Origin of the sequence: Xenorhabdus sp. SGI240 (genome assembly GCF_040081915.1) — a bacterium.
GTDB classification, from domain to species: Bacteria; Pseudomonadota; Gammaproteobacteria; order Enterobacterales; family Enterobacteriaceae; genus Xenorhabdus; species Xenorhabdus bakwenae.
The window spans coordinates 84811-107257 of sequence record NZ_JBEBMB010000006.1; the positions used below are offsets into that span (position 1 = coordinate 84811).

Annotated in this window: 18 protein-coding genes and 1 pseudogene; 11 read left to right on the forward strand and 8 right to left on the reverse strand. The window is 40.3% G+C overall.

Translation table 11 applies throughout. From position 1 onward, the window contains the following. Nucleotides 1-146 precede the first annotated feature (146 nt). The gene (locus tag ABLA76_RS02485) at nucleotides 147-2495 is read right to left on the reverse strand and encodes a TonB-dependent receptor plug domain-containing protein (RefSeq protein ID WP_348986734.1); all 2349 of its coding nucleotides are present in this window, start codon (nucleotides 2493-2495) and stop codon (nucleotides 147-149) included. Between the two features lie 411 nt (nucleotides 2496-2906). On the opposite strand from ABLA76_RS02485, the gene ABLA76_RS02490 reads away from it, so the two are divergent. From ABLA76_RS02490 to efeB, 5 genes are all read left to right on the forward strand, one after another. Further along, nucleotides 2907-3461: an iron transporter gene (locus tag ABLA76_RS02490; protein ID WP_348986735.1), complete on the forward strand. Its 555-nt coding sequence runs from the start codon at nucleotides 2907-2909 to the stop codon at nucleotides 3459-3461. Nucleotides 3462-3575: 114 nt separating this feature from the next. Then, nucleotides 3576-3878: a cupredoxin domain-containing protein gene (locus ABLA76_RS02495; protein WP_348986784.1), complete on the forward strand. Its 303-nt coding sequence runs from the start codon at nucleotides 3576-3578 to the stop codon at nucleotides 3876-3878. A gap of 22 nt (nucleotides 3879-3900) precedes the next feature. Further along, a complete protein-coding gene (locus tag ABLA76_RS02500; RefSeq protein ID WP_348986736.1) occupies nucleotides 3901-4740 on the forward strand; it encodes an FTR1 family protein in 840 nt (279 codons plus the stop codon). Further along, entirely contained in the window at nucleotides 4730-5629 is a 900-nt protein-coding gene (locus tag ABLA76_RS02505) for an EfeM/EfeO family lipoprotein (RefSeq protein WP_348986737.1), read from the forward strand. The genes ABLA76_RS02500 and ABLA76_RS02505 overlap by 11 nt, the downstream gene beginning before the upstream one ends. Further along, entirely contained in the window at nucleotides 5626-6918 is a 1293-nt protein-coding gene (gene efeB, locus ABLA76_RS02510; RefSeq protein ID WP_348986738.1) for an iron uptake transporter deferrochelatase/peroxidase subunit, read from the forward strand. Before ABLA76_RS02505 ends, efeB begins: the two co-directional genes overlap by 4 nt. A gap of 162 nt (nucleotides 6919-7080) precedes the next feature. On the opposite strand, the gene ABLA76_RS02515 is transcribed toward efeB, so the two are convergent. Then, nucleotides 7081-8490 carry a PLP-dependent aminotransferase family protein gene (locus ABLA76_RS02515; protein ID WP_348986739.1) on the reverse strand — a complete coding sequence of 470 codons (1410 nt, stop codon included), beginning with the start codon at nucleotides 8488-8490 and terminating at the stop codon, nucleotides 7081-7083. Nucleotides 8491-8865: 375 nt separating this feature from the next. Here ABLA76_RS02515 and yegD point away from each other — a divergent pair, with 375 nt between their 5' ends. Both yegD and ABLA76_RS02525 read left to right on the forward strand, forming a co-directional pair. After that, nucleotides 8866-10218 (forward strand): molecular chaperone, encoded by a 1353-nt coding sequence (gene yegD, locus ABLA76_RS02520; protein ID WP_348986740.1) that lies wholly within the window; start codon nucleotides 8866-8868, stop codon nucleotides 10216-10218. Nucleotides 10219-10829: 611 nt separating this feature from the next. Further along, nucleotides 10830-11798, forward strand: a complete 969-nt coding sequence (locus tag ABLA76_RS02525; protein ID WP_348986741.1) for a hypothetical protein — start codon at nucleotides 10830-10832, stop codon at nucleotides 11796-11798. Between the two features lie 483 nt (nucleotides 11799-12281). Here the strand turns inward: ABLA76_RS02525 and ABLA76_RS02530 are convergent, their stop codons facing one another. Both ABLA76_RS02530 and ABLA76_RS02535 read right to left on the reverse strand, forming a co-directional pair. Next, the gene (locus ABLA76_RS02530) at nucleotides 12282-12683 is read right to left on the reverse strand and encodes a hypothetical protein (RefSeq protein WP_348986742.1); all 402 of its coding nucleotides are present in this window, start codon (nucleotides 12681-12683) and stop codon (nucleotides 12282-12284) included. A gap of 25 nt (nucleotides 12684-12708) precedes the next feature. Then, on the reverse strand, nucleotides 12709-13824 hold the full coding sequence (locus ABLA76_RS02535) for a hypothetical protein (RefSeq protein ID WP_348986743.1): 1116 nt from the start codon (nucleotides 13822-13824) through the stop codon (nucleotides 12709-12711). 448 nt (nucleotides 13825-14272) lie between these two features. On the opposite strand from ABLA76_RS02535, the pseudogene ABLA76_RS02540 reads away from it, so the two are divergent. The 4 genes and pseudogenes from ABLA76_RS02540 to ABLA76_RS02555 form a co-directional block, all read left to right on the forward strand. Beyond that, nucleotides 14273-14422, forward strand: a pseudogene (locus ABLA76_RS02540) (IS982 family transposase); the annotation flags it as partial. Between the two features lie 288 nt (nucleotides 14423-14710). After that, complete coding sequence (locus tag ABLA76_RS02545; protein ID WP_348986744.1) at nucleotides 14711-16063, forward strand: cytochrome ubiquinol oxidase subunit I; 1353 nt, start codon at nucleotides 14711-14713, stop codon at nucleotides 16061-16063. Continuing rightward, nucleotides 16053-17060, forward strand: coding sequence for a cytochrome d ubiquinol oxidase subunit II (cydB, locus tag ABLA76_RS02550; RefSeq protein ID WP_348986745.1), 1008 nt, complete (start codon nucleotides 16053-16055; stop codon nucleotides 17058-17060). The genes ABLA76_RS02545 and cydB overlap by 11 nt, the downstream gene beginning before the upstream one ends. After that, entirely contained in the window at nucleotides 17041-17199 is a 159-nt protein-coding gene (locus ABLA76_RS02555; protein ID WP_072059737.1) for a DUF2474 domain-containing protein, read from the forward strand. Before cydB ends, ABLA76_RS02555 begins: the two co-directional genes overlap by 20 nt. Nucleotides 17200-18307: 1108 nt before the next feature. On the opposite strand, the gene ABLA76_RS02560 is transcribed toward ABLA76_RS02555, so the two are convergent. From ABLA76_RS02560 to adiC, 4 genes are all read right to left on the reverse strand, one after another. Then, nucleotides 18308-19348 (reverse strand): endonuclease, encoded by a 1041-nt coding sequence (locus ABLA76_RS02560; protein WP_348986746.1) that lies wholly within the window; start codon nucleotides 19346-19348, stop codon nucleotides 18308-18310. Between the two features lie 231 nt (nucleotides 19349-19579). Continuing rightward, nucleotides 19580-20017, reverse strand: a complete 438-nt coding sequence (locus ABLA76_RS02565; protein WP_047767226.1) for a universal stress protein — start codon at nucleotides 20015-20017, stop codon at nucleotides 19580-19582. Between the two features lie 93 nt (nucleotides 20018-20110). Next, complete coding sequence (locus ABLA76_RS02570; protein ID WP_047767227.1) at nucleotides 20111-20539, reverse strand: universal stress protein; 429 nt, start codon at nucleotides 20537-20539, stop codon at nucleotides 20111-20113. A 552-nt stretch (nucleotides 20540-21091) separates the two neighbouring features. Continuing rightward, nucleotides 21092-22435, reverse strand: coding sequence for an arginine/agmatine antiporter (adiC, locus tag ABLA76_RS02575; protein WP_047767231.1), 1344 nt, complete (start codon nucleotides 22433-22435; stop codon nucleotides 21092-21094). Nucleotides 22436-22447: the final 12 nt, after the last annotated feature.

A 22447-nucleotide genomic window follows, 5' to 3' on the forward strand; every position in this document is an offset into this window, starting at 1 on the left:
CCGCAAGACGGCGCGAGGCCTTATATTTCCCCTCTGAGCGGGGAAATATAACACATATATTAAAGTTGGATTGGTGTACAATAATCACACCAACCAGGCTAATTTTCTGGTTGGTGACTGATAAAAAGAGAATTTAATTAACTTTATTAAAATTCATACCCTACTTCCAACCATAATTGGCGGCCTGGAGTATATATTCCGTACTCATTAGAGCTATATCCGCCTGTTTCAAGTTTGCGTACTTGATTGAGTACATTAAGCAGTTCTGCCTGGAAATATATTTGATGTGAACCGAGTAATTGTGGTTGCCAACGAATACGAGTATCCCATTGAACATGGGTGCCAAAATCAATGCTTTTATAGAGAGTTAATTGTTCCGTATTATTGGTTTCTATATAGCTATGGATGGGTGCCTTAACATACACTTTATTTGACCAAGTTATATTGTACTGCGGCATTTTCATGTCTAAACCTAGTCGGATTGTCCACTCTTCTTCATTGCTATTAACTTCTTTTTCCATTTGGGCGCGAGTCATTAATTTGCCATCTAAACTGACCATTTCATCAGCGTCAAGTGCACGATCTAAATTTGCTCTTCCCGTATTAAGCCAATCCGCACCTAATGTGGTATTCCATTCTGTTGCACCTAATACCCATGGTGTTTTGTTACTTATCTGCAAGGTATAAATATGGGCATTGAAATCATCACCATTAATAAATGAATCATTTTTTTTACCACCAATTTCATTACGTTTAACGACAATACGTTGTTTGTAATTTCTGAAGGTATAATTGGCTGAAATAAGCCAATTGCTCCACCCTTGATTAACGCCAAAGCTAAGTTCATTTGAATAAGGCGTTTTTAAATTTTCGATAGAGTTATAATCACGAATATAATCATCGCTCAGTTTTAATATTTCACCTGAAAGTTTCATTACTGCAAATGAGCGACCGTAATAACGATTCAAGCCAAAATTAACTTTAGTCTGTGGCAATGCTTGCCAATTAACCATAAACCGTGGCGCAATATTTGTATTATTAAGGTAGTTATCTCGCTCAATACGAACACCGGGGCGAATAGTAAAATCACCCCATTTAACCGTATCCTGAGTATAAATAGCATAATCCTGATGCTCTGTATTTATCTGCCCTTCGCGCGCAACCAATATGTCAACAAGTGGGGTCTTGCTTCCATCAAACATGGTATAAATAGCAGAAGTTACATCTTGATCACGATTAAATTCATATTGAGTTCGACGATAATCTGCTCCCAGATTAAAGACATGCTGACTATTTCCTAGCGTCATGCTGTCCATAGCATAATCTAAATTTAAATGAATATTTTTCTGAGTTAACTGACTATCTCCATAACCACCTAGCTCAAAATCTAATCCACTACCGAAATCATTAATCACTTCAGCTTGTGCGCTATTTGAATCACGCTTATCGGTAAATTTATCGTAGGCCGCTGTTGTGGTTAATGTTCCGTTATTTACATTTTTTATCCATCGTACTGTTGAGCCATAAGCTTGATGTGTATCGGATACATTACCATCAATATTTGTCGCGTAAAATTTTCCTTCACGATAATCTGAATAACGCAATCCGATTTCTAACGTTTGATCAACATCAGGAGTCCAATTAAAATTAGCAAAAATATTATCTGAACGGCGAGTGTGATTACGCTTATCCGTTTCACCTTCTAGATTAAGCATCCGTGTTTGTTGGATATTAGAATCTCTACGACTAAAACCCAAAACAACGCCAACATCATCAGTCAGGCCATACTCAGCGACCATATTGAAGAAGTCTTTTTTATAAACAGGCTGAAATTCTGCGTTAAAACCGTTTGGAATGGCTTTGTCCATCGCTTGTTTTGCATTTTCATCAACTCGTAGTGATGACCAACCAGAACGTGTAGTTCTATAACTCGTTGAAAAATGATTTTCACCACTATATTGCCGCGTTTTTGCTACAACAGCGCCGCCAGTAAATCCGCCTAAATTAGCAGGCACATTGTTGTTATATACCGTAATCCCCGCAAGCATATTGGCGTCAAAAAAGTATGCTTGCTCTGCACTTTTATTAGGATTAACGCCCATTATTCCATCAAAAAGTGAAGATGTGGGATCGATATCATTATTAACATTAACCCCATCAATCATATATGCAGTTTGTTCTGATGGAGCGCCATTAATAGAAATTGGCAATGGTTTTATTTCACCATTATTATGACCATTTTGAACGCTATTATCAACACGAACGCTAGGAACGGTTTGCAGATAATCATTCAAATTACCATTATTGGCAGGTGTATCTTTTATCTCATTAGCCCCTATAGTCTGCTTTGACAAAACATCCGCAGAACCCTCCTCTTCTGCTTTTACTGTTATTGTCACAGATTCTTTACTAAGATTTTTTTCTGCATGTACATAAAAACTGGCAAAAAAACTACTAATAACAGCAGCTAACATCGTTTTATTTGTGTGTGTCATCTCATCATCCATATGCAAATAGTAATGATAATCATTTATATTATCATTAACAACAAGATGTTAGCATGTGAAATAAAGAAATCGCAAATAATATCTTCCCTGGTTAAGTAAAATATAACGACGATAGCAATCACGCTATAAGACTGTCACACAGACTTTTAATTAATCTGGCGAATAAAAAAAGCTCAATAACTTGATGGATATCGGCAATCAATCATCAACATATCGATTAAATTATCTTCAAAAAACACGTTGTTTACTGATGCGCTAATACCGCGCGGGCAATTCACCGGGGGGTCACCAATGCCATTAAAAAAATTCAGGATAAATAACAATTTTTCTTGAATAATAAATGTGATAATGATTATCATTATTAGTAAACTATTTGCACAATAACAGCGAGGTATCAAAATGCGTATCGGGATAAATGTCATGGCAACGTTACTGGGAGTGGTATCAACATCGGCTATGGCATTGGAATACCCTCTTGGGCAACCGGTTATCAAAAATGGACTGGAAATTCAAGGGGTTTACTTGCAACCGATCACCATGGCATTGGAAGGCAAACATAAAATGCATCATCTGGCGGCGGAAAAATCCGATATTCATCTGGAAGCGGATATTCACGCCGTCGAAGAGAATCCAAATGGTTTTGCCGAAGGGGATTGGATCCCATACCTGAAAGTCGATTATAAGGTTACTAAGTTAGATGAGCCGGAAAAAACACAATCCGGCACATTTATGGCCATGGTCGCCAGCGATGGTCCTCACTATGGTGAAAATTTGAAACTGAATGGTTATGGAAAATACCGTGTGGAATATCGTATTTCCCCGCCGAGTATGAATGATGAGGTTACATTCGGGCGTCATATCGATAAAGAAACTGGCGTAGCGGCCTGGTTTGAACCCATTGATGTTTCGTGGGACTTCGATTACGCCGGAACGGGTCGCAAAGGCAGCTATTAAGTCATTGAAAACAGCGAGCAATAATAAAGCGCTCGCTGTTATTAGACATTGGACGTCCCGCTCTCGTCGAGGTTTATCTTGAAATCGTTCATTTTCACTCTGTGTATCGTGGTCATGTCGTTGATTTATACGCCCATGACGATTGCCGCTGAAAAATTTACTGTTGAACTTGAAATGAATAACGGTGAGTTAACTCCACCGGTGTTAAATGTGCCAGCGAAAACCCCCGTTCGGATCAAAATTCGCAATACCGGTACGGAGCCTGTTGAATTTGAAAGCACGCAATTGCGTAAAGAAAAAGTCCTGGCACCCGGTGCAAGCTCAGTGGTAGTCATCGCACCGCTTAAACCGGGAAAATATACATTTTTTGATGATTTTCATCTCGCGCACCCCGCCGGTGAGATAATAGTTAAATAATCATTTGTTTGTAGGATACGGAATGGGACAAGTTCTTTTTGTGGTATGGCGCGAAAGCTTTGAGGCGCTACTCGTGGTCGGCATTATTTATGCGTGGATCAAACAACACCCTGATGCAGAGGCAGGACGCCGTTATTTATGGGGTGGTGTCGCGCTTGGGAGTGCCTTATCTCTCTTTTTAGCCCTGTTAATTTACGGCGTATTTCATGTGCTCGATGACAGCGGACAAACCTATTTTATGATTGGGATGTCGCTCTTTGCCTGTATCCTTATCGTACAAATGGTGTACTGGATGAACCAGCACAACGCCTCACTCAAATCGGGTATTGAACACGAAATGGTTCGTAGCGCACAACATCACTCTTGGTGGGGCGCATTAGTTATCGTCGCAATCGCTATTGCACGTGAAGGCAGTGAAATCGTTGTGTTTCTCTCCAGTATCGTAATGGGGCTAACGCGAGATTCCATGTGGTCATTTACGGGAGAAGTGATATTAGGGATCATGATAGCCGTACTGACGTTGTATCTGTTCTCACTTAGCTATCGAAAGATTGCGTGGAAATGGTTTTTCCGTATTACCGGTATCGTACTGCTTTTCTTAGCCTGTTCATTGCTTCTTAAAGGCGTAGAAGAGATTTCCAATGTGCTGTTAGAACACGATATTGAGCTGAATGATTTTCTCATCTACCCAGCATGGGATACCAGCAATTGGTTAGATGACTCCGGATTGATCGGGAATTTTATGGCTACCTTATTTGGGTATCGGGCGCAACCTATTGGGATAAGTGTGCTGGCGTTTGCTGTTTATTGGATCGTTGTGATTGCATTATTCCGTCGTCAGGGGCGTCGTCATGCTGCGTAATACGTTGAGAATGACGGTTTCGCTAATGCTGTTATTGAGTTTAGCTGCAGGGGCGGAAAAGTATCGTGCGGGGCGTCCAGACATAGGTAATGAAGTTGTTATTGCCAAAGGAGATATTCCTACGCCGACGCAATATCAACCGATAATTGCGGTCTATATGAAAACGATGGGCGTACAAGTGGCGGCCATCGAAGCGCAGTTAATCACATTGCAACATGCATTAAACGCAGGAAATTGGCAAGCCGCACAGCAAGCGTATATTCAGGCTCATTATGATTATGAGACGATCCGCGCGGTGGTGGTTGTTTTTGGTCATGCCGATCGTGTGATTAACCCCCATGCCAGTTATTTTCTTGAACAGGAGCGCGATCCGAAGTTTATCGGTTTTCATCGTGTTGAATACGCCTTGTTTTCAACGAACGATAAATCGGATGCTTTGGCAGCAACGCAAGCGCTACTGCATAATGTACAAGATTTAAAACAGCGTGTGGCTGTGGAAACGCTTCCGATAGCAAAATTAGTGCAATCCGCAGATGATGGCATTGAGCTTATTTTAGAGACAAAACTCGGCGGTGATGAAAACCGCTACAGTCGCAGTGACTTAGCGGATATTGCGGCAAATTTGCAGGGTGCTCGCGGGATAGTTGACGGGTTGGCACCCTTTTTATCCCCTGAAATAGTGACATCACTCAATACGCAATTTGATGCGCTTGATTCCGTCATGGCGAATTATCGCTCTGCACAAGGGCAATACTTCCGTTATGAGCAACTCTCTCGTCGGGATAAACATAAGCTTTACGCCCAACTGACACAGTTAGCGCAGACGTTGTCTGGACTGCGGGCGGCATTGAAAATAGATGTGTATTATAAATACCGGAACGAACCATGAAGCACGAAAAAAACACGATCCCCAGTGAGAATGAGTCTATTTCGCTGAGTAAACGCATGACATTAAAATGGCTGGGAGCAGGCAGTGTTCTGTTATCCAGTAGGGCGCTGAGTTTACCGACAATGGCGACACCGGAAACGAAAGCATGTGACAACCTCAGCCGCACACACGCCATTCCCTATTTAGAAAAACATCAGGCTGGCGTGATTACACCAGAACAAAAAGAAGCGATTTTTTTGTCGCTGAATTTAACCGTTTCCACGCTTGATGAGGTTGAAGACATTTTTAAGCGCTTAACGCAATGTATTGCTCGATTAACGCAAAACCGTCAGGCGGAAAAAACCACGAATGACCGGATGCCACCAGCAGAATCTGGGATCCTCGGGCGTTATTTAGCGGCGGATGATTTAACCATAACGGTTTCACTCGGTCATTCGCTCTTTGATAACCGTTTCGGGTTAACCTCGCTAAAGCCGAAAAAATTTGTTGCGATGACCGCGTTCCCAAATGATCGCTTAGAAGCATCGTGGTGTGGGGGTGATCTCTTACTGCAATTGTGTGCCAATAGCCGAGAAACTGTGATTTATGCATTACGTGACGTTTTACGTCAGTTATCGGGAAAGGTTGCACCGCTTTGGAAGATAGATGGTTTTTTACCTGCTCGCAATATTGAATGTAAAACAACGCCCATTAATTTGTTTGGCTTTAAAGATGGCACCGGCAATGCCGATGCGAAAGACAATGACTTAATGGACTCTCTCGTCTGGATTACGCAAAAAGAACCCGCGTGGATAGAAAATGGCAGTTATCAAGCCGTTCGTCTCATCCGCTTTGCCCTGGAGTTTTGGGATAGAACACCGCTTGAAGATCAAGAAAATGATTTTGGACGACATAAAGCTAGCGGGGCACCGATGGGAAAACAGCATGAGCACGACGACCCCGAATTTAATCGTGATCCGCATGGCGATCGGGTGTTATTTGACTCCCACATGCGTCGGGCCGAGCCTCGAACAACCGAACGACATGTTTCCAAATTACGTCGGCGCAGTTATAGTTACTCACTTGGATTAACATCAACAGGCCAACTCGATATGGGGCTGATTTTTGTTTCATTCCAAAATGACCTGAAAAAAGGCTTTATTGATACCCAAAAACGGTTAAATGGCGAACCCTTAGAACGTTATATTAAACCTTTCGGTGGGGGTTACTATCTGGTTTTACCGGGTATATCATCCACATATGACTATCTTGGTGAGAGTCTGATCCGAGCCGCTCGTGCCCTCACTTAATTTACGACAGGTACGCATGGGCAATAACGATTCGATACCTTTTTTGGTAAACACCGTTTTGCCCAATGCACATTGACAGCTCACTCATACTCCCCCGATGCTCCGCTCCCTGTTTGGGTTTGTTGCAAAAAATCAGGTCACGACACATATTGCGTATGGCCACTACAAAAGCATGTGGCACATATTCCCCAATTCTTTCATTGCCAAGGCCTGTGTTTCATTCCAGGCAAATGAAGTATTCAAGCGGAAGGCATGATCAAACTGGGTACTCGTGGAAAACATACTACCTGGTGCGATACTAATATTCTTTGCCAATGCCAGTTGATAGAGTCGGTTGGCATTAAAAGGGGGTTCAAACTCCAGCCAGAGAAAATAACCACCACGTGCACTGTTTACTTTCACAGATTGGGGAAAGTATTCACTGATTGCCCATAACATCCGATTTTGCCGTTGCTCCAACTGCCGCCTCAATCGACGCAGATGATTGTCATATCCTCCCTGCGCCAGATAGTCTGCAATCGCCAACTGGGTTGGCGTGCTGGCAGATACTGTACTCATCATCTGTAATTGCTGAATTTTCTTCGCATGTTTGCCTGCTGCAACCCAACCTACCCGATAACCGGGCGCCAGACATTTTGAAAATGATGAACAGTGCATGAAATTATTTTCGCTATCCCATGCTTTGATTGGTGCCGGTGGTTCCTGCTCAAAATACAATTCACCATATACATCATCTTCAATCAGGGCGATCTGGTTTTGGTTCAAAATCTCTACCAATCGCTGTTTATTTTCAGGGGGCATTGTGCTGCACAGTGGGTTTTGAAAACGTGACATCAGCCAGCACGCTTTTATTGAATATTTCTGCACGACGTCTTTCAAAGTATCCAAATCAATGCCTGTATGGGGATCTGTCTTAATAGCAATAGCTTTCAATCGTAACCGCTCTATTGCCTGCAACGCGCTATAAAAAGCCGGCGATTCAATCACCACCCAATCCCCTGGCGAAGTGACAGATTGCAAACTGAAACTTAATGATTCCATTGCTCCGGCAGTAATCACAATTTCATCTGGGGAAACATGGATACCGTGAGAAGCATAGCGACGAGAAATATTACGCCGTAACTTTTCATTGCCTGGCGGCAAATTTGCCAGCGAACTGTGTGGCACGAAACGGCGGGCGACTGAAGCCAGCATTTTTGATAATTTGGGTTCGACTAATAAAGAAGGATCGGGAAATGCCGAACCGAAAGGAATAATTTGCGGATCTTTACATGCCTGTAATACATCAAATATGGACGCACTGATCTCCACATTTTCACTTAAGTTGAGTCCCTTCCCCCCTTTTGCCGCCGCAAAGGGTTTTAACCGAGCGGCAACATAATACCCTGATTGTGGACGTGCCACGATCCAACCCTGGCTTTCCAGCAACTGGTAAGCTTGTAGCACTGTCATCAAACTCAAACCCGACGATTTCACCGATTCCCGCAATGATGGCAATCTATCACCCACTTGCCAAATATCGTCTTCTATTTGTTGGCGGATCACGCCAGCCAATTGTTCGTAACGCGTCATATGCTTGGCCTTTGTCTAAACTGTTACAGGCATAAAGTGAAAAATGTTCAATATTATACTTGGTATTTTCTGAAACAAAAATCACTCTATGATAAGAGTTAATAAATCCGCCCGAAAAAGATAATTCCCATATATCCACGATTAGAAATCGCCTAATAAACAACGCGTATTAATTAATGATCTTTTCAATACTGTTAATAATAAATTTATTATTAATAATACAATACTTCTCTATGGTTTTGGCATAATACACTCTAAGAAAAAATAATGACTTATTTCAGTCTTTATGATTACCCTATCTATTATTCAGCACTCATTTAGTGATAGCATCTGCGCCCTTTTAAAAATTTTCTACGATTAAATATGAGGAAAACTATGTTCATCGGTTTTGACTATGGCACATCAAATTGCGCAGTAGCAGAGATGATCGGAGATGCGCCACAGCTCATTGCTATTGAGAATGATAACTTCTACATGCCTTCAGCTCTGGCGGCACCGACCAGAGAGTCTGTTTCTGAGCACTTATTTCGCCACTGGAATATCAAACCAAATAATCAAACAGGTGAGCAATTACTTCGTAGCGCTATCACGGCAAACCGAGAGGAAGGCATTGAACTTTTGCCAGATGATCTCGTCTTTGGGCAAAAGGCACTCGCTCAATATCTGGAAAATCCTCAAGAGGTTTATTACGTTAAATCGCCAAAGTCTTTTCTGGGCGCAATGGGATTAAGAGATACTCAAATCAGTTTTTTTGAGGATCTAGTTTGTGCCATGATGGCGAATATCAAACAACAAGTAGAAGCTAATAAACAACAATCTGTCGAAGACGTCGTCATTGGGCGCCCAATCAATTTTCATGGGCGTGGGGGTGATAAATCGAATCAACAAGCTGAAGGAATCTTACTTAATGCGGCAAAACGAGCAGGTTTCCGCAACATTGAATTTCAATTTGAACCCGTGGCAGCGGGCTTGGAATATGAAGCCACATTAACAGAAGATAAAACAGTATTAGTTGTCGATATTGGAGGCGGAACAACAGATTGCTCAGTTATCCAAATGGGCCCAAGCTGGAAAAACCTATCTGAGCGCAATGACAGCTTACTGGCGCACACAGGTCAACGCATCGGGGGAAATGATTTAGATATTAATCTAACCTTTAAACAACTTATGCATCCTTTTGGATTAGGCAGCAAAGTCTCTTCGGGTATTGACATGCCCCTGATACAGTTCTGGAACTCGATTGCCATCAATGACATACAAGCTCAAAAAGCGTTCTACTCTCGCCAGAATTTGACGACATTAAAATCCTTGCACAGAGACGCCCAAGAGCCAGAAAAACTTGCCCGTTTATTGAAAGTGCACCAAGAGACATTAGGATACAGCTTGGTTCGCAGTGCAGAGGAAGCCAAAATTGCGCTTTCAGTGCTGTCTGAGTATGGCGTTAAACTCAATTTATTGTCAGAGATTATTGACGTTAATATTCAGCGTGATCAGATGATTACGGCAATCGAATCCACTAAGGAGAAAATGACAAAATTGGTGAGTGAAGTCGTGGCACAAAGTGGAACCCAACCTGATGTGATATTTATGACAGGAGGCTCAGCCAACTCGCCTATTCTGCGTCAGGCAGTTGAACAAAATTTGCCGGGTATCCCGCTGGTTGGGGGGAATTACTTCGGTTCAGTAACGACAGGCCTGGCTCGCTGGGCAAAAATTTGTTTTGCTTAATAGGCATAAGCAGACTCAGTATCATTGAGTCTGCTTTAATGCTACCGATAATTTTTTGCTCAGTCATATTCTTCCAGCTTGAATAATATGAATATCACTAAGCTATTTATTCTTAGGGTTAATTTCCACATCAAACAGTGCCATATTAATAAGCTTCACCGTGTTTTTCAAAGAGACAAATTAGTTCCATTATCGCTATACATTAATTGACTCTATAAAGTAGGGGGAGTATTGTAGCTTCTACTTCTAGTAGATAGCCTGTAGCCACCAAAGACAACGATGACCATCATCTCCAAGTTTTTATGCTGTCCTTATTGCCCTACGGGAAAAATGATAATCAATATAACCTGTTGCCATTAATATGTTAATCCAGCGCCAGACTGTAAAGTGACAGTAAGATAGTAATGAAAAAATGAAATGTAACATAATGACATGAAATTGAAATTTTTATTTATATAAATCAATCTTATTTTGTCTAAAATTAAGATGTGTTTTATAAACATATCATTTTTAGCCCCATAAATTCAGCCTGATACGAGAGATGTGTTGAATATTCTATTTTAGAATGCATCTTCATCAATACATGATCATAATATAGAAGGGGAAATTATATGTATAAAAAATTTTTCAAATCATTAAAAGCATTTTCTTTATTAAGCTTTATTTTACTTATAGCAACGATTCAGGCCCATGCTCAACCTCAACCTTCTCATTTTGACCCATCTGATCCAGCCTATAATCATGTCAGCTTCTTCTTTGAATATGAAACACTGCACACTAATATCCCTATGCCATATTCAGCAGTACACCATTATGGACCTTTTATGCGTTATTACATAGCAGATCCACAAATGACAATTCATTTTAATATAGAAGGTGGTGGGAGTGAAGATATTCGTTTGCAGCCTCTTGTTGATGAAGCGGCAACATATTGGAATGAAATTCTTGGGGATCAAGGCCTAGTTATAGAACCATATGTAGTAGGTAGTGGCTTTCCAAATTTTGTCATACGAACAGTTCCAAATTCTTATTTTAGTGATGTAAATACGCCACCTCCTATGCCTATGGCAATTACATATGAAGCAGGTTATCGAGGATTAAGAGATCTTAATAGGCGATACCCTTTTATTATTACATCGCCTGGAATATACATTCGCCAAAGTGATGAAATAAGTAGCGAAGAGTTACAACAATTAGAAACTAACTTTGGAACCAACGATAGAAGAGTTTTACTAGAAAATTTCACTTATACACTTATTCTCCATGAATTCGGACATGCAGTAGGGCTTTCTCATCCAAGAACAAGAACAAATGCAATTGCGTTTTATCCGCCACCAAGAGAAAGATGGCATCTTTATAGTGAAGAGGGTGTTGCCTCTCTTGAGACTTTACAGGATAGGCCACAGCCAGGTCTTATGGAATATTATGAATTTGAATTTTTGCAAGCCCTTTATCTTTATAATCAACCGCAATATCAACACCTTGCAAGACATATGATCCATTTATCCGATGGTGAAAGGCTTTGGATCCGGAGCATGGTTAATTGCACCCGTAGGTATAATCCAATTCCTCCTCACTGAGGAAAAAAGAGAGCTAAATTCTAATATCAACAATTAAGCGTATTCAAAATTTGTTTTTCTCAATCGGAAATACACCGTAGAACAGCTTAAAATGATACGATTTCTCAGTTTATTGATTATCAGATAACACATTAAATATCAATCTGACAGGCGATTATATCTGGCAAAGCAATCACACATCTGCTTCCGGTAAATCCCCAAGCCTAAAATTGTAAAAGGTTTTTAATTTTGATACAAACATAAATAAATCACCCACCGCCTCGAGGCGGTGGGTGATTTATTAACGGACTGAAAGCCCATAGCTGCCATATCTGTATCCATATTGCACCTCCCGTGTAATACGGTATCGCAGCTAAAGCTGACCAACTAAAGTCGGTTTTAACCTTTCATATGGAAAAATAAATAAATATTTATACACTTTTAAAAGTAAAATGATGAAATCTGCTTTAATCATTAGTGTTTTAAATATTTCGGAAATTTGCGTTAATAAGAATCAGGTCCAACCGACAAAGATTTAATATAATTATTGGTGTCACATTGAATAATAACTTTTTGTCCACTCGATGCAGCATAAATTGCCGTTGCAAGGGTGGCTTTCCCTGCCGGAGTATCAACTTGATAAGCTCCCCAATACCAAGCCTTGTCACCTTTTTCATTTTTAATTGTATAAGTTGCCCAGTTTGTATTACCACCATATCCTACAGATAAAGAAATAAGATAACCCTGGTTGATAGAGGAGCAGTCTTTTGCAGAATCCAGCATAATTATTGGGTCACCGATATTTAATTTGGTTTGTGTATTATTTGTAGTGTCTTTAGGTGTTGTAGCAACCGCTATGTTGCTAATTAAACTTAAAAACAAAGCAAGTATAGTAAATATTTTCATCTTATTTAACCTCTTTTTAACGTATTTATTCATATGTAGTATATTCAATTTTCCAACTGATTGTTTTAGCTTCGTCCATACAACTCCACCACCTGATTACATTATAGGCATTGCTCGTTTTTATATTAATAAGATAAAATGTGCCTGAATTAACATAAAATGAACCAGGGCCTGTGGAATGATAACAACTAGAAGTAATATATGAAATTTTTGCAGTACCACTGCCTTTATTTTCAAACATCATATTATGGGTTGATTCTAGATTGATCGGACGGTGAGGTACATTACTTTTTTCTATGTTTTGAACACGTTTAATAGACTCTTTTTTATTATTTTTTTCATCATCATATATAATTAATTTAAATTGATTTTTTGTGGAATAATCTCCAACAGAAGGGGAACACGAGTTTTCACTTCCATCACAAATTAACTTAAGTTTAATCTGACAATCTCCCTTAGTAATGAAAGTACTATACCATGAACTAAAAGCCCAAGTCTTTGTTGTGTTTAACTCAACTTCGCATGTTTTTATTTTAAGTTTAAGTTTATAATCAGCTAGCAGCAACATATTGGTAATGGGAATTAGACTTTTTGCTATGGGATAGACAACAGTAAAGTCATGATCAAAATCACTGCATTGTGAACTACTCAAAATTTTCTCTGTATGCGATAACGGAGGAGAATGGTCACGCCCACAATTAACCATAGATCGAGTCGGTTTTCTCTCATAATCAGATAAGCGGATCATGCTCCTGTCAATAAAAATATTAGCATAAGGATCATTAGCATTGCTGTATTCATGACTGTCTTGTAAGTATTTCATTTCATTAGTGCGCATCAGAATAAGTGGACTAAAGGAATCAGAAACTGAGTTTATCTGAGCGCCATTTTTTAGTATTCGATAACGAAAGGAGTGATTTGGATCAAATACGCCATAATTTATCTGCTCTCCGTAATTATATGGAGCAGAATAAAGAAAAGGTTGTCTTTGTGTACTTATATGGTTTTGTTGAATTAAAAATGCAGTACGGTTGTTAACTGGGTCATTTTCATTAAAGGTGGCGTAGCTTTGCACCGCTGAAGCAGACAGTGTAAAACTTAGAATAAATATCATCTGTGATAGTCTAAAAAAAAATTTCATATATTTAATTTCCTTTTAGTTTTTGAAATATCATGTTTTTTACATTTGGCAGTTTACCTTGGGATTACAAATATTCATCTTCCGCGACTATCCTTTTTCAGCGCAAGCCTTGTTAACTTCATGATATGCATCCCTACATTACCAATATGTCTTGTCTAACCCATAAAGATTGTATGTTATAATGAGTTCCACGATTTCCTGCTACCTCCATATTCGATTGCAACAGAGCTAACACAACTGTGTTTTGTCAGTTTCCACATAAGTAATATTTACAGTACTAATCGCTAATCGCTAGTTTTAAAATATTTTTTATATTGACCTCTTATGTGATGGTTAATTTTCATAATATGATATTTAACTCGAATTCTGGATAAGACATTGACAAAAAACCTGTTCCAGGAGCAAAACTTTGATGAACGCCGAAAACAGCTCCGGGGCGGAACAGACTATGAATAACTTAGTTGAAATTTACTGCGATGTCGACGATTTTTGTCGTTTTTTCATTCCCTATTGAACGCAGTTTTTTCTTGATAACGGATACCGTCTACGCCGTCAGCAAGGTCGTATGTATCACAGTGAAATCATGACCATTTTTATAAAATTAGATATTGCCCAATTAGTTATTAAAATAAGATCCTACTTCAATAAGGTTGTTTAGATTATTATTTTTTAAAATGTCAGTGAAATACTTTCAACACCCTCTGTATCTGTTTTTCAAACAGTACCCATTGCCCACAACACATCATATGACTGGTTTTCACTCAAAACTGTTATAGTTAATAAACAAGAAATTGTCACTATTATACCTCAATTCCCTGTGTTCTACTTGTCTGCATCTTCTTACTTCGTTTCCCCATATACCCAAAGATTTCAATAAGAGGTCACTATGCTAGGGTTGAATGCCCTTGAACTCGCAAGGATACAATTTGCATTTACGGTTTCTTTTCACATCATCTTTCCTGCCATTACGATAGGCTTAGCGAGCTTTCTGGCGGTATTGGAAGGTCTATGGCTTAAAACACGTAATACGGACTACAAAACGTTATATCACTTCTGGTCAAAAATTTTCGCGGTTAATTTCGGTATGGGCGTGGTTTCCGGCTTGGTGATGGCCTATCAGTTCGGCACCAACTGGAGTTTCTTTTCTGATTTTGCTGGCTCTATTACCGGCCCGTTGTTGGTCTATGAAGTGCTGACCGCATTTTTCCTTGAGGCTGGGTTCCTCGGCGTTATGCTGTTTGGCTGGCATCGGGTCGGAGAGAAGCTACACTTTTTCTCAACCTGTATGGTAGCGCTCGGCACGATTATTTCGACATTCTGGATATTGGCCTCTAATAGCTGGATGCAGACACCACAAGGCCATGAAATTATCAATAATCAGGTTGTTCCTGTTGATTGGCTCGCGGTGATTTTCAATCCCTCTTTCCCCTATCGACTACTGCATATGGGAACGGCGGCATTTCTGGCCTCAGCATTTTTCATTGCGGCTTCTGCTGCCTGGCATTTACTGAAAAGCAATGATTCATCCGCTATGCGGAAAATGTTGTCAATGTCGATGTGGATGATCCTGATTATTGCCCCGTTGCAAGCCATCATTGGCGATATGCACGGATTGAATACATTAAAACATCAGCCGGCTAAAGTCGCTGCCATGGAAGGTCATTGGGAAAACCATCCTGGTGAAGCTACCCCACTAATTCTATTTGGTATTCCTAATCAAGAAACGGAAGAGACACGTTATGCAATCAAGATCCCCTATCTTGCCAGCCTGATTCTGACACACAGTCTGGATAAGCAAGTTCCAGCACTGAAAGAATTTCCCCCGGAAGATCGCCCAAATGCGTTTATGGTGTTTTGGTCATTTCGCATCATGGTGGGATTAGGCATTTTGATGATCCTTGCCGGCGTCTGGGGGTTATGGTTACGTCATAAAAAGCGCCTGTATGAAAACCCGCTCTTTCTCCGCTTTATGCTCTTGATGGCACCTTCTGGCCTTATTGCGATTCTGGCAGGTTGGTTTACCACAGAAATTGGCCGTCAACCGTGGGTCGTCTACGGCTTAATGCGCACCAAAGATGCGGTATCAGCACACGGGGAAATCCACATGAGCATCAGCCTGCTTATTTTCTTTGTCGTCTATGGAGCCGTATTCGGCGTGGGTTACGCCTATATGATGAAACTCATTCGTAAAGGCCTTCCACAAGTAGTCCCAAATAAGGAGTCAGCAAATGGGTATTGATCTTCCTCTCATTTGGTTCCTGATCATTATATTTAGTACCATGATGTATATCGTAATGGATGGTTTTGATCTTGGCATCGGCATTTTATATCCAGCGATTAAAGCGCAATCCGATCGTGATTTGATGATGAATTCTGTTGCTCCCGTCTGGGATGGCAATGAAACCTGGCTGGTGCTGGGAGGCGCTGGATTATTTGGTGCGTTTCCACTGGCTTATGCAATCGTTTTGGATGCACTGGCAATTCCATTGACCATCATGTTATTAGGCCTGATATTTCGTGGCGTAGCCTTTGAATTTCGGTTCAAAGCTACACCAAAGCACCAACACCTCTGGGATAAAGCATTTATTACCGGTTCAATGCTAGCGACTTTTATGCAAGGTATCGTCGTTGGCGCAGTTATTACCGGTTTTCCTGTCGAAAATCGTGTTTATATCGGTAGCTATTTTGATTGGCTGGCTCCTTTTCCTCTGTTTTGTGGCATTGGACTCGTCATCGCTTATGCTTTATTAGGATGTGGCTGGCTGATAATGAAAACAGAAGGTCATCTGCAACAACAGATGTACCGTGTCCTGCGCCCTTTAACATTGCTGATGCTGGCCATTATTGCCATTATCAGTATTTGGACACCACTCGCTCACTCAACGATTGCTGAACGTTGGTTCAGTTTACCGAATCTCTTTTTTTTCATGCCCGTACCATTATTGGTACTGTGGTCAAGCTGGCAGCTATTGAAATCTAACCCAAACTCAAGCCATTACACCCCGTTTTTGACAGCACTGTTATTGATTTTCATGGGCTTTACTGGATTGGGGATCAGCATTTGGCCGAACATGATCCCTCCCTCGATTAGCTATGAAGAGGCTGCCTCCCCTCCTCAATCATTGGGTTTTATGCTGGTTGGTGCTCTGTTCATTATTCCGATAATTTTGACTTATACCTTTTGGAGTTATTATGTCTTCCGAGGAAAAATCACCCATGAACAAGGCTACCATTAAACCAGTACCACGGCGTCCTTCATTGTGGAAGCGCTTGAGTTGGATGGTAGCAATTTGGTTTTGCAGTGTATTGGCTTTATACGCCGTATCTACGTTATTTCGTACTCTAATGACAATGGCGGGAATGAAAGTCAAGTGATAACTCACTTGTTTAATGGCTGAGGCGGTATCTGAATTAAGGTTTTGATCAGAGCAACAACAGAATGGTTTAACTGATTAAACCAATCCTACTTCAAGATGCGTGTTATATTTCCCTGCGCAGCGGGGAAATATAGGGCCTCGCGTCGTTTTGCGGATTGCAACTTGAAGTTTATCAAGTATAAAACCTTTCTCTGGCAAGTGACATTTATAAACATATTCATTTGAATTAATAGATGAATGATTAACCATCCACCAAGATACCCCATCTTAGTAATTTTAAAATCAAGCACATAAATTAAGTTGACGCTGTTATACTTACCAAAGTATTATTTTTTATAAGTTATCAAATTGTAAAACCATTACGCATTATAAAAAAATTTGAGGTTTTTGTGCAAGTAAAAGACAATAAAAAAATTCATTAGCTAAAGATCATTATATTGCCAAATATAAAAAGGAAAGTTTATTTAGGAAAGAACGCTTTTTCTTCGAAATTTTTGTTGTATACTCATTGGTTGTAACGATATTTAAATTAGACGATTCAATATTTGAATGCATAGATTACATTATTGCAATAATGATGCTAATTTCTTTTATCAGCATGATTGCTAAGGTTATTAAGGAATTTAATTTATTAATAACTGAATTTAGAAATGAATCTGAAAATAAATTAGAGACATTTAGTTATCTAAATAAAGAGGTTAGCTTCTCAAACAAAATGTTCGCCTCATTAATTCTGGTCATTGGTGTAACAATACTATCAGCCGTCGTTATACCTATGTTAGATCTTATTCGGTATAATTTTTCATTAAAATTATTCCTATTTATTTATATTAGTATATCCACATACTTAATTATGAAGATTTTTAATAAATCTTAAAAAATGTTCTGTTGTACACCAATCCAACTTCAAGATGCGTGTTATATTTCCCCGCACAGCGGGGAAATATAAGGTCTCGCGTCGTCTTGCGGATTGCAACTTGAAGTTTATCGCGTATACACATACATTACTGAATGTATACTATCAAACACTATACCCCGGCCACAAAATCTCCCAGGTTAAATTTTACTGAAACATTGTTTGATTTTTATTAGCCATGCATTGAGAGCTATTTTTTACAATTACCTGCCAAGCGATATCCCGCTTTTTTAGCTTCTGCTTCTGAGTGGAAGTAAATTGCGTTTTTATCTGCCACCGTTTTATAGCCAGCACAGTGTGCAAAATGATAAATCTGGCTATTTTTATTCCCCTTAATTATCTCATTTGACGCCGTTTTTGATGTCATCCTTTGGGTTGATATCTGGCTGTTTTCTGCATGTAAATGACTTGGCTTTGGCGCACGGCTCTGTACTTCTCCTCTTTTTTGCGCCATCAATCCTTGCTGCGATATTAAACCCTGGCCTGAATTTTTATGTCCCAATTCCCACTTTTTGCTGCCAGTCACAAATGGGTTATGGTGCCCCATAATCCGGGCGATTCGGTTATCTCTTTCACGCTCCCAGGCATCCACTGGATACTGGCGATCCCATGCCATCATCAGTTGTTGCTGTTGGCGTGACATAGTCAGATTATAGCGGTCATGCATATAGAAATAGACTCTGGCAACCATACCTTTTACTCTATCGCGTGGTTCAAACACATGTGATTTAAAATCCACCTTGCTGCTACATGAACCATACATATTAGGTGTGTTTCTGGCGAGCATTCCGTAACCAAAATTACTGCGATCACCATTAACTTCACCGATTGATGGCGCCAGGTTATGTATGTCTGATTCGATTATGCGAAATACAGGATCGGTTGCAACGCAGTTTTTCCGCCCCCCATTCTGCCAACATTGACGCTGATGCCCAAATACCCAGGCGGGCACCATATGTTCCCATTCAATGCGTGCAGCCCTTGTTTGCTGTGATCTGACGTGATAACCGCAAGAAGCCAGATCAACGCGCCCACCACTTTTGCCAACCCATTGCCAATCACACCCACAATATAGTGTGCCTATGCCTGATTTTGTTTGTCCATTATAAACATTTTTTCTTGATTCAACTTTAGCTTGTTCGAAGCTGGTCGGTGCACTCCATGCATGAAAAGAGAGGGTTAACCCAAAAACCAAAAGATAGCGTGCCAACTGGCCTATTTTACTATTCAAAATAATACCTATTTACTTATTGTGCATAACATCCATCTATTATCCTGCCTGACAAGGCGCTAAAATGGCAAATATTATTCGTCGATTTCCCTTTAACGATGAGGAGAACGTCAATGCATTATTTGAATTAATTGATAGTAATATGATTTAAGTTACTAAAAAAACAACCGTGCTATATTCAGGCACGGTTTTTATAAATAATAATAATTAACTTTACCCAGATGCGGTCAGTTATCTCACAACCAAAACAGAGATATTGGCATATCCTACAATGCCCGACGCATTTGAACCCAACAAGTGAGTTGAGATATCGGGCCGACGAGATCCGACAATAATCAAATCTGCATTAATCTCACGTGCTGTAGACAACACCTTATCCCGTGGAGAGCCGAAGGCAACAGAGAATGATACCCTCTCTTTAGGTACATCAATTCGTTCTACGATTTTTTTCAGTTCCTCTTCAGAATTCTCGATGGCTTTTTTAGCAAAAGCACTCAATAAATCATAGTGGTAACTATAATTCACGGAAAATCGGGAAATATCTGGCACAGAGTGAAAAAGATGAACCTTTGCATTAGATATTTTTGCTAAATACTCAGCATGCTTGATTGCATTATCAGTTAATATATCTTCCGCAATATCAATTGGAACTAAAATCGTGTTATACATACATACTCCCCCTGTAATCGGATATAACCGCGCACTATTGAGCATCAGTTAAAAGCAGAAAAATCAACAAATTAACATTATCACCACCAGTACTTATCGCACTACTAATACAGATATTTTTGCATATCTGACAACTCCGGCTGAGTTGGAACCCAACAGATGCGTCGTAATATTAGGTCGTCTTGAACCGATAACAATCAAATCAGCGCCAATTTCATCCGCTGTCGCAGTAATTTCGTCTCTTGGTGAACCAAATGCAATCGAATAGGAGATTTGACGATTGGGTAATTCAATGGAATCAACCAGCTTTTTCAAGTCCCGCTCTGCCTTGATAGTCGCCTTGTCCTTAATTTCCATATAGCCTAGTGCATAAGCATTAATAATCGCCGATGAAATGGGTAATACATGTAAAAAATGTAGTTCAGCCCCGGTTTCCCTGGCGATTTTAAGCGCACAGTCAACTGCCTTGTTGGTTAGCGCTTCTTCTGAAATATCGACTGGTACTAAAATAGTTTTGTACATATGCACGCTCCTACTTTTCGAAATACCAAGTTATCCTGATTTCTTTTAGTTTATTGAAATGGGGATAACTTACTGTGAGTTATCTAACACCTAAACCATGTTAGCGCCTATTCAGATTCATGGATAGGAATTAGTCCGATAATTTCAGGTGTTCAACGTGTTGTTTATCGTACTTTCATCGAAAGAAAATATGATATTTAAAGTCAATCAACCATTTGAATATACTAACTTTATCTCATAACGAAGTTTTGAGGTTCTCATTAAATGTTCCTCCCTTAAAATTTTATCAATTTCCAGAAAAACCAGAAAAATGATCCACGATTATGAAAACCAGCCTTGTACTGAATCGAATTGCGGGTCTTTATATGAACCAGAACCCCATTTGTTACATCGAAATCCAATATCATCATCCATAAGTTCTACCTTCTATCCGTTTGCCTGGGCTGCCAGAAGCGTCAATATCAGGGCACGATCACAAATTGCGAATATTTTTTTGATCAAAAAAAGGTGCTGAAATAACAGCACCAAAATAGTGACACCCCAAAATCGAAGTTACTCTTTTTTATCTAACGGAAAAGGGACAGGGTGTTTCGTGTTGTAGTTAAAGGTATACATTGCTGTTATGACCATCATAACAACAAGTGTCCATACCACTTCTTGTGCTCCGGTTCCCAAAACTGCCCAGATGCAATAAATAAAGGCAATAAACGTAATGATGATATATCGCGTTTTCTCCTGCCCAAGATGACCATGACCAATTAACAGCAAAGCTGCACAGGTATACAGGTAAGGTATCAAGGTAAAAATCACGGAGACGGAAGAAACCAAGCCAAATTCTTTCGCGGCATTTGGCGAAATACTACTGAGTTGGAAAAGCGTCATTAAAACACCCAATATCAACAAACCCGCAACTGGCGTTCCGGCTTTGTTCACTTTGGCAAAGATTGAAGGAAACAGCCCATCATCTGCGGCAGCTTTGGCAGTTTGCCCTGCGAGCAATGTCCAGCCACCCAATGATCCCAAACAGCCGGCCGCTGCACAAAAGGCAACTACGGCTCCTGCGGTATCGCCCAACGCCAATCGGGCAGCATCGCCAAAAGGTGAAGAGGAGATTTTCAACGCCGCGTTAGGGATCATGCCCATAATCACGCTGCTGGACAGAACATAACTGACGGCAGCAATCAGCACACCACCAATCGTCGCGATCGGCACATTACGCTTAGGATTTTTGACCACACCAGCCGCAACAGAAGCACTTTCAACGCCAATAAAAGACCATAATGTGACGTTTAAAATACTCTGAATCGCGCCAAAGGTATTCAAGCCACTGACGTTCCACGCATCCATATAGGTCTTACCGTTGAACCAGAACCAACCCAATACGGCGGTTGCTACAATCGGAATCAATGCTAAGGTTGTTGCTACCGCTTGCACTCGGGTAATAACATGTGGCCCGATAATGTTCAAAATGACAAATATCCACAGTATGACTGTACAAGAGAGGGTTAAAATAATGGGATCTTTCAGGACGGGGAAAAAATAGCTCAGGTAACCCACGCCAATCACAACCATGGCGATATTGCCGATCCAACACGCCAGCCAATATAAAATATTCGTCTGATAGCCTAAAAAAGGGCCAAAAGCCCGCCGTGCATAAGCATAAGATCCCCCCGGACTATCATCCAGTGAGGAGATTTTCGCATAGACGATTGATAACCCCACAGCACCAATGATAGTCACCAGCCAGCCAAGGATCGCAATACCGCCGGTTGAAGCCAGGCTGGCAGGCAGCAAAAAAACGCCCGAACCCATGATGTTACCCGCAACCATCAGAGTAACGGGGATCAATCCGACTTTTTTTGCCTCTGAAACATTTGCTTCTGAAACAATAGCCATAATTTATCTTCC

Coding starts and splice junctions, on each gene's coding strand:
- ABLA76_RS02530 (WP_348986742.1), bottom strand. CDS start 12,683: ATGAAAATATTTACTATACTTGCTTTGTTTTTAAGTTTAATTAGCAAC.
- ABLA76_RS02495 (WP_348986784.1), top strand. CDS start 3,576: ATGTCGTTGATTTATACGCCCATGACGATTGCCGCTGAAAAATTTACT.
- ABLA76_RS02570 (WP_047767227.1), bottom strand. CDS start 20,539: ATGTACAAAACTATTTTAGTACCAGTCGATATTTCAGAAGAAGCGCTA.
- ABLA76_RS02485 (WP_348986734.1), bottom strand. CDS start 2,495: ATGACACACACAAATAAAACGATGTTAGCTGCTGTTATTAGTAGTTTT.
- ABLA76_RS02500 (WP_348986736.1), top strand. CDS start 3,901: ATGGGACAAGTTCTTTTTGTGGTATGGCGCGAAAGCTTTGAGGCGCTA.
- ABLA76_RS02490 (WP_348986735.1), top strand. CDS start 2,907: ATGCGTATCGGGATAAATGTCATGGCAACGTTACTGGGAGTGGTATCA.
- yegD (WP_348986740.1), top strand. CDS start 8,866: ATGTTCATCGGTTTTGACTATGGCACATCAAATTGCGCAGTAGCAGAG.
- ABLA76_RS02515 (WP_348986739.1), bottom strand. CDS start 8,490: ATGACGCGTTACGAACAATTGGCTGGCGTGATCCGCCAACAAATAGAA.
- ABLA76_RS02505 (WP_348986737.1), top strand. CDS start 4,730: ATGCTGCGTAATACGTTGAGAATGACGGTTTCGCTAATGCTGTTATTG.
- ABLA76_RS02525 (WP_348986741.1), top strand. CDS start 10,830: ATGTATAAAAAATTTTTCAAATCATTAAAAGCATTTTCTTTATTAAGC.
- efeB (WP_348986738.1), top strand. CDS start 5,626: ATGAAGCACGAAAAAAACACGATCCCCAGTGAGAATGAGTCTATTTCG.
- ABLA76_RS02565 (WP_047767226.1), bottom strand. CDS start 20,017: ATGTATAACACGATTTTAGTTCCAATTGATATTGCGGAAGATATATTA.
- adiC (WP_047767231.1), bottom strand. CDS start 22,435: ATGGCTATTGTTTCAGAAGCAAATGTTTCAGAGGCAAAAAAAGTCGGA.
- ABLA76_RS02535 (WP_348986743.1), bottom strand. CDS start 13,824: ATGAAATTTTTTTTTAGACTATCACAGATGATATTTATTCTAAGTTTT.
- cydB (WP_348986745.1), top strand. CDS start 16,053: ATGGGTATTGATCTTCCTCTCATTTGGTTCCTGATCATTATATTTAGT.
- ABLA76_RS02545 (WP_348986744.1), top strand. CDS start 14,711: ATGCTAGGGTTGAATGCCCTTGAACTCGCAAGGATACAATTTGCATTT.
- ABLA76_RS02555 (WP_072059737.1), top strand. CDS start 17,041: ATGAACAAGGCTACCATTAAACCAGTACCACGGCGTCCTTCATTGTGG.